Consider the following 12332-nt stretch of genomic DNA (forward strand, 5'->3'; position numbering starts at 1 on the left):
AAGCTGCCGGGAGCCCTGCTTGAAAGCGACATGCTGCCGGTCCTCGGACCCTACGGCGCGTCCGTTCGGCAAACCGGAAACGGACGCTGTTCCGCGATCGCTTCCATGGCGAAGTAGGAGGTGACATTTTCCAGTTCGACCTCTGAAATAAGGTGCTGGTAGATCGCGTCATAGCTGGTCATGTCGCGTGTCACGACCTTGATAAGGTAGTCGTAGTCCCCGCCGATCCGGTAGAAATCGACGACGTTGGGGATCGAGGAGACATGCTCTCGGAACGTTGCCAGCCAACTCGAGGAGTGATGCCGCGTCCGGATCATCATGATGACCACAAGCCCGGCCCCCAGTTTCTCCCGGTTCAACAGGACTGTCTGGTTGCGGATCGCGCCGGCGGTTTCCAGCGCCTTGAGGCGCCGCCAGCAAGCGTTCTGGGACAGGCCGACCCGGTTTGCCAGTTCCCGTTGCGACTGGGCCGCGTCCCGTTGCAGTTCCTCGAGAATCCGGCAATCGATTTGATCTAGTTTAATCATGTTTTCTCGATTCAATGACCCAATATGGAAGCGATATTGCTAAAAATATGTGATGAATTCATTCATTCCGAATGTCAAGATTGCATTCATGAACGAAATTTTACACACCCCGGAATCAAGGTCCGCCATCCTGCACCGAGAGGATGTGCTGGATGGGTTTCGGCGCACGCTTTGTGACCCGAACCTCATCGAGTCGCTTCGGGAAGGCCTGATTGGGGACAATGCCCTCGTCCCAGGTCTCGGTGGTCCGAAGAAACTCGTCTACGCGGATTATGTCGCCTCTGGCCGTGCTCTGGGCCAGGTTGAGGACTTCATTCGCGACAGGGTGCTTCCCTACTATGCCAACAGCCATACGCAGGCTTCCTTTTGCGGCGCGTTTGTCACGCAATTGAGGGCCGGGATCCGGGCGGAAATCGCGCGCATCACCGGGGCAGGCGAGGGCTATTCCGTCGTCTTCACGGGGGCTGGATCAACCGCCGGGCTGAACCGGATCGTCATGCTCCTGGACATTCCGAAGATCGTTGCGTCCGGCAAGCGCGCCGTGGTTCTGATCGGCCCCTATGAACATCACTCCAACCTGTTGCCCTGGCGCGAAAGCGGGGCAGAGGTGGTCGAAGTTCCGGAGGGTCCCGGTGGCGGCGTGGATCTGGAGGCTCTCGAAATCCGTTTGCGCGAGAATGTCGGCGCCGAACTCATTGTCGGTGCGTTCGGGGCCGCCTCAAACGTTACCGGAATACTGACCGACGACCTTGCTGTCACCCGTTTGCTGAAGGCACACGGTGCTCTGGCGGTCTGGGACTATGGCTGTGCGGCCCCCTATGTGCCGATGCGCATGGAGGCGGGCTCGGATGCCGCCAAAGACGCGATCGTGTTCTCGCCGCACAAGTTTCCGGGCGGTCCGGGCGGGTCCGGCGTGATGATCATTCGCGATGCAATCGCGCGGCGCCTGACACCGACTCTGCCGGGCGGCGGTACCGTGTCCTTCGTGTCTCCCTGGGACCACATCTATTCCACCAGCCTGGTGCACCGCGAGGAAGGCGGTACGCCAAATGTTCTGGGAGACATCCGGGCGGGCCTTGCCCTGATGGTCAAGGATGCGATCGACCCGGCGTGGCTGGCCGAACGTCAGCAAGAAATGCGCGTGCGTGCGTTGTCCGTCTGGCGCAACAATCCGCATCTCGACCTGCTTGGCCATCAGAATGCGAAGGCCTTGCCCATTTTTTCTTTCCAGGTGCGCGATGCGAACGGGAAGCTGGTGCATCATCAGTTGTTCACGCGGATGCTTTCAGATGTTTACGGGATCCAGGCGCGCGGCGGATGCGCCTGCGCCGGATCCTATGCCCATGCGCTCCTTGACATCGACCTGGCGGCCTCCGTCGCAATCAGGGCGTCCCTGGATGCGGGTGAAGAGATTGAAAAGCCGGGATGGGTCCGGCTAAACTTGTCGCCGTTGATGTGCGATGAAAAAGTCGATTTCGTCATTGCATCGGTGGATCGGCTGGCCCGGGAACAGGCAGCGTTCTCCAAATACTATGTGGCCGACATCTCAAACGGCCGGTTTTCCGCGACGCTGCTTGAAAAGGCCGGGCCCTGACATGCTGAACCCGCTCCGTCACACCACTTTCCGCTTCCTCTTCGCATCACAGGTCTTGTCTCTTACGGGCGTGGGACTGATGACGGCGGGATTGTCGCTGGCGGCGTGGCAGATCGGCGGAGCGAGTCATGCCGGACCGATACTCGGGCTGATCTTCGCCCTCAAGATGATTGCCTATGTCGGCTTTTCGCCCCTGGCTCAGGCCGCGCTGGCGCGGCTGCCGCGAGTGCGCGCCCTGATCGGTCTGGACGCCGCCCGGCTCTTGTTCATGGTGCCACTGGCCTTCGTGTCGTCCTGGTGGACGATCGCGGTGCTGGCTTTTCTGTTCTTCGCGGTTTCCTCCGCCTTCACGCCGCTTTTTCAGGCCCTGATTCCCTCTGTTCTGCCGGACAAGGAAACCTATTCGGAGGCGCTTTCCCTCTCCCGGATTGCCTATACGCTGGAGAGTATTCTGACGCCCATACTGGTCGGAGCGGCGCTGATGTTCATGCACACGGAATACCTGTTCGTCCTTGCGGCGATGGGTTTCGCCGGATCCGCGCTCTGTCTGCTGCTGTCTCGCCGCGGTGTCCATGACGTGCATGCCCAGAACCAGGACCCGTTCCTGACGCGGGCGGTGCGCGGTCTTTGGATCTATGCCGGGACGCCGCGGCTGCGCGGCCTGTTCGTCATGAATTTCGGATTGTCCCTGATCATGGCCTGGATACTGGTCAACACCATCGTCTATGCCGGTACCCGGTTCGAAAATGCCGAGCAGGTCTTCCCCTGGCTGATGGGAGGCTATGGCGCTGGCGCCGCCCTGGCGGCCGTCGCGCTGCCGTCCCTGCTGCGCGCTTTTCCGGAGCGGCGGGTCATGGCGGCGGGAACCTTCACCTTTGCCATACTGTCGCCGCTTATCCTGCTGCAACCGTCCCTTCCCGGACTGGTGGTGCTCTGGGCGTCATTCGGGGCTGCCTGTACATTGACCCTGACCCCCGGCGGGCTGGTGCTGACGCGTTCGGCCTCAGATGCCGACCGGCCGGCCGTGTTCGCGGCGCAGTTTTCCCTGTCCCATGCCGGCTGGCTCGTGGCCTATCCCCTCGCGGGCTGGCTGGGTGCGGTGTTTGCTCCCGCGACAGCCCTGGTCATGCTGGCGATCCTGGCCACACTGGTGACAATCGCCGGTCTGGCGGTGTGGCCGGCAAAGGATCCGGATCTGCGTGAACACAGCCACCCGAATCTTCCGCGGGATCATCCGCATATCGTGAGTTCTCACCGGGGCGTCCACGCCCATCCCTTTTATATCGACGAACTGCATCCGCGTTGGGATGCCTGAAAACCACGCCTTTCGGCGTATTGAAGGATTGATTGATGTCTGAATCGAGTTCCGCGTTTCCCCTGGACGGTGCCGGCCTCACGGTGCTGGAAGAACGCTTGCGGGAAAACCTGGAATACCTGTGCTGGCCGGGCAAGTCCTGGGTGCCACCGAAACAGGTGGACGGTGAGCGGGTGCAAGATGTGGTCGTCATCGGCGGCGGAATGTGTGGAATGGTGGCATGGCTGGCGCTGCGCACCGGTGGTGTGGCCAACATACGGATTCTGGACCGCAATCCGGAAGGGTTCGAGGGCCCCTGGCTGAACTATGCCCGGATGGAAACGCTGCGTTCGCCCAAGACACTTACAGGCCCGGCCTTCGGCCACGGCATGCTCACCTTCCAGGCCTGGTACAGGGCGCAATTCGGTACGGCGGCCTGGGACACTCTGGACAAGGCGCCGCGTCCCATGTGGATGGACTACCTCAAATGGTACCGGAAAGCCCTCCGTATTCCTGTTGAAAACGGGATTGCCCTGAACCGCGTGGAACCGGAAGGGGACCTGCTGCGCCTTCACCTGGGCGGTGCCGAGACGACCTCGATCCTGACCCGCAAGCTCGTCATGGCGACGGGCCGGGACGGCACCGGCGTTCCGAACATCCCGGTGTTCATGGACGGGATCTCCCGGGGGCTGTGGGCCCACAGCGCCGACGAGATCGATTTTCCGGCACTCAAGGGAAAAAAGGTGGTGGTGATCGGTGTCGGCGCATCGGCCGTGGACAATGCCGCCGAGGCTCTCGAGCATGGCGCCGCAGAGGTGCGTCACCTGGTTCGCCGCAAGGAGATGCCTACCATCAACAAAATGATGGGCATCGGCAGCTTCGGGTTCACGGCCGGCTATGGCGCCATGCCGGACGAATGGCGCTGGCGCTTCATGAATTACTCCTTCGTCACCCAGACGCCTCCTCCGCACGGGTCAACCTTGCGGGTTTCCCGCCACGAGAACGCGCATTTCCATTTCGACTTGCCGGTGCGCAAGGTGGAGGAAGAAAGCGGTGGCCTGAAGCTGAGTCTCGGCAAGAATTCCGTCTACCATGCGGATTATCTGATCCTCGGGACCGGGTTTTGCGTCGATCCCATGGCACGCGCCGAATTCGGTCCCGCAGCCGGCGAAATCGCGCTTTGGCGCGATGTCTATCAGCCCCCTCCCGGGGAAGAAAACCGGGATCTGGGAATGTTCCCCTATCTGAACCCGGACTTCACCTTCCAGGAAAAGAAACCGGGCAATGCGCCCTGGCTGTCCGGCGTCTACTGCTTCAACTACGGTGCGACGGCGAGCCTCGGCAAGGTGTCCGGTGACATTCCGGGCATATCGGAAGGAGCTGCCTGGCTGGCCAAAACCATCGCCGCCGAACTCTATCGCGAGGATATCGGCGCGCACTGGCAGGCATTTCAGGACTATGACACTCCGGAACTGACCGGCGAGGAATGGACACCCGAGCCCTTGCCGCAACTCGAACCGGAAGCCGCAGAGGCCCTATCGTGAGCAGTGAGACATTGACGAAAAGCAGCATTCTGGAAGTGTCGGGCATACCGGCAGGCAGTCCGGTCGCGGAGGCCATCGACGGGCGCGCCAACATCATCGCCTTGTCCCAGACGACCGAGGACGCGGTGCTCAAACCGCTGGAGACGGGGGCATGGTCCCACGATATCCGCGCCGCGCTTGCCGCGCGTATCGCGGCATTGAATGGCGAGACCGCCCTGGTCGACCGCTATTGCTCGCTTATTGAAGATGCCAGCTTCGCCGATCTGGCGGATCCTCTTCGTTCCGGCAAAGCGCAGGGCCTCGAAACGATATGTGATTTCATGGACAAGGTGGCGGTGCAGACACGCGACGTCGACGCGCCCGACATCAAGTCGCTGCAAGAATCAGGCGTGTCGGACGCCGATATTGTCCGGCTCTGCGAAATCAACGCCTTCATGGCCTATCAGGTTCGTGTCCTGGCCGGCATCCGGCTGATGAAGGGGGCCCGGGCATGAGCGATGTCATCCGCAAATTCACCCGCTCCGTTCCCGACTGGCGGCCGAGGGTCGAACCGATCAAGCTGGAGGATGCGACACCGGAACAGCTGGATGCGCTTCAGGTGACACCCTCAAACACGAAAATCTCCGCCTATGTGCTGACACTGGCTCATGACGTGGAGACCCTGAAGGTGCGTTCGCCGCTGTTCAACGGCATCATGTACGACAAGGGTGGACTGTCCCGCGAGGAACGCGAGCTTGGTGCATTGGCGGCCTCGATGGTCAATCACTGCATCTATTGCGCGGCGGTTCACGCCAGCCGGCATGCTCAGATCGCCAAGGAGACGGCCGTTACGGACGAGCTCTTTGCGAAGGGAACGAATGCCGACCTTTCGCCACGCAACCGGGCGATTTTCGATTTCGCCCATGCCCTGTCCCAGACGCCGTCCGAGGCGAGCCCGGAGCAGATGTCGGCACTGCGCGCCGCAGGGCTGGACGATGCGGAAATTCTCGATCTCATCCTGTCCTCCGCGCTGTTCGGCTGGGCCAACAGGCTCATGCATGTTCTCGGCGACCCGGTCCGCAAAGGCAGCGAACAATGAAAGGCAATCCATTGAAAGTTGGCATAGCGGGCGCAGGATCGATTGCGTTCGGAACAGCGGCACTGCTGCATCAGACGGGACATGAGCCGATGCTCTGGTCGCCGTCGGGCGAGGGAACCGCAGGATTGCGCACGGGCGGCAAGCTCAAGGCGACGGGTGCGATCGAGGCTGAATTCACACCGGCGATTGCCGGTGATGCCGGCGAGCTTGCGGCGGCAAGCGACGTGATCGTTCTGGCCATTCCGGGATATGGCCATAAGGCTGTCATGGACAGCCTGGTCCCTCATCTGCGCACCAGCCAGGCCGTCATCATTTCCTCGCATGCCTCCTTCGGTGCGCTCTACCTCGCCGACAGGCTGCGGGCAAGAGGCGTCCATCTGCCGATTACCGCATGGGGCACCACGGTCGTGACGGGCCGCAAACAGGCTGCGGATCATGTTCAGGTCAACACAGTGCGTTCGCTTGTCGACCTGTGTACGGTTCCGGCGGCGGAAAGTGACGCCGGCAAGGCCTTGTGCGAGCAGCTGTTCGGAGAGCGCTTCAATCTCCGCGACGGGCTGCTGGCGATCACGCTTTCCAACCTCAATCCTCAAAACCACATGGGCATCGCCCTGGCGAATGCCACACGGATGGAAAAGGGTGAAACCTGGGGCCAGGGAGACAACGTGACGCCGAACGTCGGCCGTCTTCTGGAAGCTCTCGATCAGGAACGGCTTGCCATCGCAGACAAGCTTGGCCTGTCCGTCAGGACCATCTTCGAGCACTTTCACCTGTCGTTTCACGTGCCGGTGGCGTCCATCAGCGAAATGAACCGGCAAATGCATGAAGAGGGCCGCGGGGGCATGGGCCCGTCGACGGCGGACAGCCGCTACGTGACCGAAGACGTTCCCTTCGGATTGGCGGTTACCGTGGCATTGGGTCGGATGGCGGGTTGTCCCGCGGTGCTGCACCAGGCGGGGGTTGAAATTTTTTCCGCCATGTACGGGCGAGACTTTTTTGGAGAGAATGACCTGCTTCCGGCCATCGGCCTGGAGCACATGAATCTGGACGACTTGTGTCAGGCGGCCTTGACCGGCCACCTGTCGGAAGCGGGCGAGCGGGCATAGTTCGTTTCGGCCATTAGAGGGGATCGGTCCACAAAATATAAAAGATCATCACGTGGACAAACAGTGGAGAAACTGCATGAAAAAGTTGATATTAAATCGTAGAGCATTCCTTGGTACAGCGGCTGCAACGGGAGCCACTCTGGCTTCTCCGGCCTATCTGCGCAGCTCCTATGCCGCAGGCGGGGAAGTGAATATCTGGACCTATGCCAACTTCGTTCCGGACGCGTTCAAGGAGCAATTCGAGAGCGAAACCGGGATCAAGGTCAATGTTCGGCTGGTCGACGATCAGGGCAAGCAGTTCAACCTGCTGGCCGCGGAAGCCGACAATCCCACCGTCGACATCATGACTGTCGCCGGCCACCGGTTCCTTCAGTTCATCGACAGCGATCTTCTGGCGCCGATGGACCCGACCCGCCTGTCGAACTGGGGCAACATCAATCCGGTTTACTCGGAAAGCGACTGGTCGACGATCAACGGCAACAAGTGGGGCGCGCCGATCCTTTCGGGCATGGAAGTGTTCGCCTATAACACCGAACTGGTCTCGGCCGAGGAAGCGACCACCTGGGACACGCTTTTCTCTGAAAAATATGCCGGTCAGACGGCCTATGTCCTTCAGGACATGTTGTCCATCGTCATGCTGATGAAGGGCTACGACGGCAACATGGTCGCCTATCTGGACGATCCGGAAAAAGCCGCGGCGATCGTGGCCGAAGCCCGGGACTTCCTGATCGAGAAAAAGCCACTCGTGCGCAAATACTATGACGGCGGCGCCGAAGTGCAGCAGATGTTCGTCAACCAGGACATCGCTCTTGCCTGTGCCTGGAACGGTCCGATCGCGGCGCTCATGAACGACGGCTTCCCGGTCGCCATGTCCATTCCCAAGGAAGGCAGCTACGGTTTTGTCTATACCTACAACATCGCCAACAACGCTCCAAACCAGGACAACGCCTATACCTTCCTGAACGCCATTCTCGCATCGGGAGAAATTGGCGCGTCCATGAGCCGGGCGTCCGGTTTCATATCCACCTACAAGGACGCCTCCCAGCACCTTACGGATGCGGAAAAGGCTTCGACCAGCTTCCCGGAAGAAGAACTTGCGAACATGAAGTTCTTCCGTGCGGAAGCCAACAAGATGAAATACGAGCTTGTTGACCCGGCGGTGGAAGAGATCAAGGCTGCCTGATTGCCGGCAAACGGCTATCAGGTTGTCAACACACAAGTGCACCGTCCCGGTCATCTGATCGAGACTGTCCGGGGCGGGGTGCCGGCAGGACGGGCATCCGGAGGCGCGTTTCGCGTCCCCGGATGTCATTGCCGGCAGGCACCCCGGTGCCGTTGCGTTCAGCCTTCGAGGGGAAGGCGCCGCGCAATCGGTTACGGCAATTTTCGAAATCCGGATAAAATTGAAACAACCGTGGCACCGACCGGGTGCCGCAGTCTTGTTCGAAGGAAAAACGATGTCTGGAAAGGTTCAAACCAGCGCTGCGATACTGGCGGGAGAGCGCAGCGCCGGGGACCGGGCGGGTGAGCGGGGCGGGCGATCCTTCTGGGGAGCGGTAGCGGCCTCGCAGCTCTATCAAGCGTTCTCGAACGCGCTCCTGAGTTCGCCGCGGCGCCAGTTCGCCATACTGCTTGCGTTTCCCGTGCTCTGGGTCCTGACCCAGCATCTGGGTCCCATGCTGCAGATGTTCTACGTCAGTTTTGTCGATGCCTATCCGGTGTCGCGCGGCTATGAAAATGAGTTCACGCTCGACAACTACGGGCGCTTCTTCGGCAGCTCCATCTTCATCATGCCGTTTTTCCGGACGCTGGCCTTCGCCGCCACACTGACCCTGGCGACGCTTGTGCTGACCTATCCGGTTGCCTATTTTCTGGCCCGCCACGTCAAACGCTCGAACCAGATGGTCTTTCTGCTGCTGCTGTTGATTCCATTCTGGGTCGGCGAGATCGTGCGGACTTACGCGATCATGATCCTTCTGGGCAACAATGGCGCGGTGAACCTCGCTCTCAAGTGGCTGGGCCTGATCGACCGGCCGATTCCCTTCATGTATACGGGCTTTTCCCTGTCGGTCGGGATCATCTATCTCAGCGCGCTCTACATGCTGTTGCCGCTCTATTCGGCCCTCGAGAAGCTGCCGCGCAGCTACACGGAAGCCGCGGCCGACCTGGGTGCCGGCCCCTGGACGCGCTTCTGGAAGGTGACGTTGCCGCTGTCGCTGGAGGGCGTGTCCTCCGGAGCGACGCTCGTCTTCCTGATCTCGACGGGATATTACGCCACGCCGGTTCTTCTGGGTGGCCCCTCGACGACGGTTTTTGCCGAAACCATTGCAGGCTTCTTCCATACGGCCGGCGACGAGTGGCCGACCGGTGCGGCCTTCGCGTGCCTGATGTTCGTGACGGCGCTGGCGATCAGCCTGGCCTTCGGGCGTTTGATGACCCGCTTGCAGAAGGGAGTGCGCAAATGACTCGTCATACACGTCTCGTGATGTCGATGATCTATTGGGCGTTCGTTCTTTACATCTTCATTCCCCTGATCCTCATGGTCACGATGGGATTCAAGGATTCCAAATTCATCGGCTTCCCGATCCGCTCCTGGACCCTGGACTGGTACCTTGAAGTGTTCGAGAACGCGGAAGTCCTGTCGGCCTTCGGCTATTCCATGCTGATCGGCATCTCGTCGACGCTCGTTTCCCTGGCTGTCGGCGTGTGGATCGCCGTGCTTCTCAACGGACGCGGCTTCATCGGCAAGGGCCTCATTTACGGACTGACGCTGCTGCCGGCGCTCATTCCCGGCATCATTTCGGCGATTTCCTTCCGCATCTATGCGCAGCTTTGGGGCATTCCGCCGGGAACCGGCGCCATCATCTGGTGCCATGCGGTGCACAATGTTCCGTTCGTGGTGCTGATCGTCGCGGCCCGGCTGAGCACTCTGCCCAGGAGCCATCTCGACGCGGCCCAGGATCTCGGCGCCGATCCGATCATTGCCTTCATGCGGGTGACGTTGCCCTATCTGCGGCCGGCTCTCATCGGCGGCGGCGTGTTCTGCATGCTGATCAGTTTCGATGACTTCGTCCGGTCCTTCTTCCTGGGAGGTTACCAGCCGACACTTCCGGTGCTCATCTTCGCCAAGCTCCGCTCGGGCATGTCGCCGGAAATAAACGCAATAGCGACCGTGGTTCTGGTTCTGACGGGCCTCCTCGGCATCTGGGCCGAACGGACCACGCGCCGGATGAAACAAGGGAAATTACAATCATGACAGACTCCCAAGAAAACGGTGCCGGGGAGATTGTTCGCCTGGAAGCGGTCAACAAGCGCTTTGGCGACACGGAGGCTCTGAAAAGCTTGACGATGACGATCAGGGAGGGCGAATTCGTCACCTTCCTGGGGCCGTCCGGCTGCGGCAAGTCGACCACCTTGAGGATTCTCGGGGGCTTCGAGACTCCCACCTCCGGACGGGTGATCGTCAACGGCGAAGACGTCACCAGGCTTCCGCCCAACCGGCGCAAGGTCAATATGGTGTTTCAGGATTATGCGCTGTTCCCGCATATGACGGTCCGCCGCAATATCTCCTTCGGCCTGGAACTGAAAGGGCTCAGCAAGGGGGACATCGTGCGGCGCTGCAACGAACTGATGGAGTTTCTCGAACTCTCGGCCCTTGCAGATCGTCTCCCCGACCAGCTTTCGGGCGGGCAGCGCCAGCGCGTGGCCCTTGCCCGGGCGCTGGCTCCCGACCCGGCGCTGCTGCTGCTTGACGAGCCGCTTGGCGCGCTGGACGCCAAGCTGCGCGGGCAGGTTCAGGCGGAGCTGAAGTCGATCCAGCGCCGGAACGTCAAAGACCTTCTTTTTCGTGACCCACGACCAGGACGAAGCACTGACCATGTCGGACCGGATCGTGGTCATGAACAACGGGATGGTCGAACAGGACGGAACGCCGGAAGAATTGTATTTCCATCCCACATCGCGCTTTGTCGCCGAGTTCGTGGGAGAGACCAACCTGATCGAGGGGCGTGTCGACGCGGTCAGTGGTTCTGATGTCATGCTTGACTGGCAGGGCTTGAAGCTGGCGGGACGACCGCCCGTGACCGGTGGTTTGCAGCCCGGCAAGCAGGTCGCAGCCTCAATCCGTCTCGAAGGCCTCAAGCTGTCCCTCGAGAGGCCCGGGGACCTGCCCAACTCGATCGCCGTGCGGGTTGCGGGACGGACCTTCAAGGGCAGCCGGACCGAGCTGGACCTGCGTGCGGAAGACGCTCCCGATTTCGCCATGCGCGCCTATGTGGAAACGGCGCTGGCAACTGAACTGGGCGAAGCGCCGGTCTGGGCCAGCTGGTCGCAGGAAGCTATGGCAGTCCTGCGGGACTGATCCAATCTCGGTAAGTCGGGCCCATTTGAATTTGTGGGTCCGTACCCCAGGCCAATCCAGCCGTGCACCGGGCAAACGTGAGTCGAACGGTGCGCGGCAAGCATCAAGCAGCAAGCAGGGCAGCCGGCGCTGTCAGGTCTTTCGAAAGCTTATGTTGCTGGCCTGGCCAAGGCCGTAGCGCACGGCGAAGACGATCACGGCGAGGCTGACAAGCAGCCAGAGGCCGCCCCAGAAGATCGTCGGGCCGCCGAATTCCTCCGCCAGCATGTAGGCGTCCGAGCGGGCGTCCGAGCGGCGGATGGTGTCGTCGAAAATGTCGTAGGGGACATAGAGGATACTCGCCAGACCGATCACCCTCAGCACCATGTCGCTGACCGAATGATCGAGATAGCGGGCGATGCCCAGCATGGCGAGGCCCATGGCGATGCAGAAGGCCAGCGCAAACAGATCCCGGACGTAAAACGCGGCCACCAGCAGGGTGACGACGGCGAATGCCCCCAGCACCAGCCGGTCGGCTTCGGTGCGCAATGCAATCAGCAGCAGCGCGAGGCCCAGAAGCAGCGAGCCGAGATATCCGGCCGTCAGCGTCAGGAAGCGGCTGCCGCCACGGGTGATGGCGTGGCCGCCCTGTTGCGGCGACAGCGAAATTTCAACGATGGAGCCGCCTGTGAGGACGGCGGCCAGTCCGTGTGCGAGTTCATGCAGATAGACGATCAGAATCTTGAGCGGGATCGCGACCGGCGTGTTCCACAACAGGAACAGCACCGAGAGGATCACGATGAGCTGCCAGTGGCCTTTCAGAAAGGTCATTCGGGGTCCTGTCTCTCCG

Annotated in this window: 13 protein-coding genes; 11 read left to right on the forward strand and 2 right to left on the reverse strand. The window is 61.1% G+C overall.

From position 1 onward, the window contains the following. Positions 1–50: 50 nt before the first annotated feature. The gene (locus AC0VX3_RS06005; RefSeq protein WP_475523943.1) at positions 51–527 is read right to left on the reverse strand and encodes an Lrp/AsnC family transcriptional regulator; all 477 of its coding nucleotides are present in this window, start codon (positions 525–527) and stop codon (positions 51–53) included. 88 nt (positions 528–615) lie between these two features. Here AC0VX3_RS06005 and AC0VX3_RS06010 point away from each other — a divergent pair, with 88 nt between their 5' ends. The 11 genes from AC0VX3_RS06010 (at position 616) to AC0VX3_RS06060 (ending at position 11503) form a co-directional block, all read left to right on the forward strand. Next, complete coding sequence (locus AC0VX3_RS06010) at positions 616–2121, forward strand: aminotransferase class V-fold PLP-dependent enzyme (protein WP_475523944.1); 1506 nt, start codon at positions 616–618, stop codon at positions 2119–2121. 79 nt (positions 2122–2200) lie between these two features. Beyond that, a complete protein-coding gene (locus AC0VX3_RS06015) occupies positions 2201–3436 on the forward strand; it encodes an MFS transporter (protein WP_475523945.1) in 1236 nt (411 codons plus the stop codon). Positions 3437–3471: 35 nt separating this feature from the next. Beyond that, positions 3472–4959 (forward strand): NAD(P)-binding domain-containing protein, encoded by a 1488-nt coding sequence (locus AC0VX3_RS06020; RefSeq protein WP_475523946.1) that lies wholly within the window; start codon positions 3472–3474, stop codon positions 4957–4959. Next, entirely contained in the window at positions 4956–5453 is a 498-nt protein-coding gene (locus AC0VX3_RS06025; protein WP_342893039.1) for a hypothetical protein, read from the forward strand. Before AC0VX3_RS06020 ends, AC0VX3_RS06025 begins: the two co-directional genes overlap by 4 nt. After that, the gene (locus AC0VX3_RS06030) at positions 5450–6037 is read left to right on the forward strand and encodes a peroxidase-related enzyme (RefSeq protein WP_475523947.1); all 588 of its coding nucleotides are present in this window, start codon (positions 5450–5452) and stop codon (positions 6035–6037) included. Before AC0VX3_RS06025 ends, AC0VX3_RS06030 begins: the two co-directional genes overlap by 4 nt. Positions 6038–6048: 11 nt before the next feature. Then, positions 6049–7143 carry an NAD/NADP octopine/nopaline dehydrogenase family protein gene (locus tag AC0VX3_RS06035; protein ID WP_475523948.1) on the forward strand — a complete coding sequence of 365 codons (1095 nt, stop codon included), beginning with the start codon at positions 6049–6051 and terminating at the stop codon, positions 7141–7143. A gap of 76 nt (positions 7144–7219) precedes the next feature. Beyond that, a complete protein-coding gene (locus AC0VX3_RS06040; protein ID WP_342893037.1) occupies positions 7220–8326 on the forward strand; it encodes an ABC transporter substrate-binding protein in 1107 nt (368 codons plus the stop codon). A gap of 274 nt (positions 8327–8600) precedes the next feature. Continuing rightward, on the forward strand, positions 8601–9608 hold the full coding sequence (locus tag AC0VX3_RS06045; protein ID WP_342893036.1) for an ABC transporter permease: 1008 nt from the start codon (positions 8601–8603) through the stop codon (positions 9606–9608). Then, positions 9605–10399 (forward strand): ABC transporter permease, encoded by a 795-nt coding sequence (locus tag AC0VX3_RS06050; protein WP_475523949.1) that lies wholly within the window; start codon positions 9605–9607, stop codon positions 10397–10399. The genes AC0VX3_RS06045 and AC0VX3_RS06050 overlap by 4 nt, the downstream gene beginning before the upstream one ends. After that, positions 10396–11175, forward strand: coding sequence for an ABC transporter ATP-binding protein (locus AC0VX3_RS06055; protein ID WP_475523950.1), 780 nt, complete (start codon positions 10396–10398; stop codon positions 11173–11175). The genes AC0VX3_RS06050 and AC0VX3_RS06055 overlap by 4 nt, the downstream gene beginning before the upstream one ends. A 4-nt stretch (positions 11176–11179) precedes the next feature. Then, the gene (locus AC0VX3_RS06060; protein ID WP_475523951.1) at positions 11180–11503 is read left to right on the forward strand and encodes a TOBE domain-containing protein; all 324 of its coding nucleotides are present in this window, start codon (positions 11180–11182) and stop codon (positions 11501–11503) included. Positions 11504–11635: 132 nt separating this feature from the next. On the opposite strand, the gene AC0VX3_RS06065 is transcribed toward AC0VX3_RS06060, so the two are convergent. Beyond that, on the reverse strand, positions 11636–12313 hold the full coding sequence (locus tag AC0VX3_RS06065; RefSeq protein ID WP_475523952.1) for a M50 family metallopeptidase: 678 nt from the start codon (positions 12311–12313) through the stop codon (positions 11636–11638). Positions 12314–12332 lie beyond the last annotated feature (19 nt).

Source organism: Roseibium sp. QJM3NY_11 (assembly GCF_056173175.1).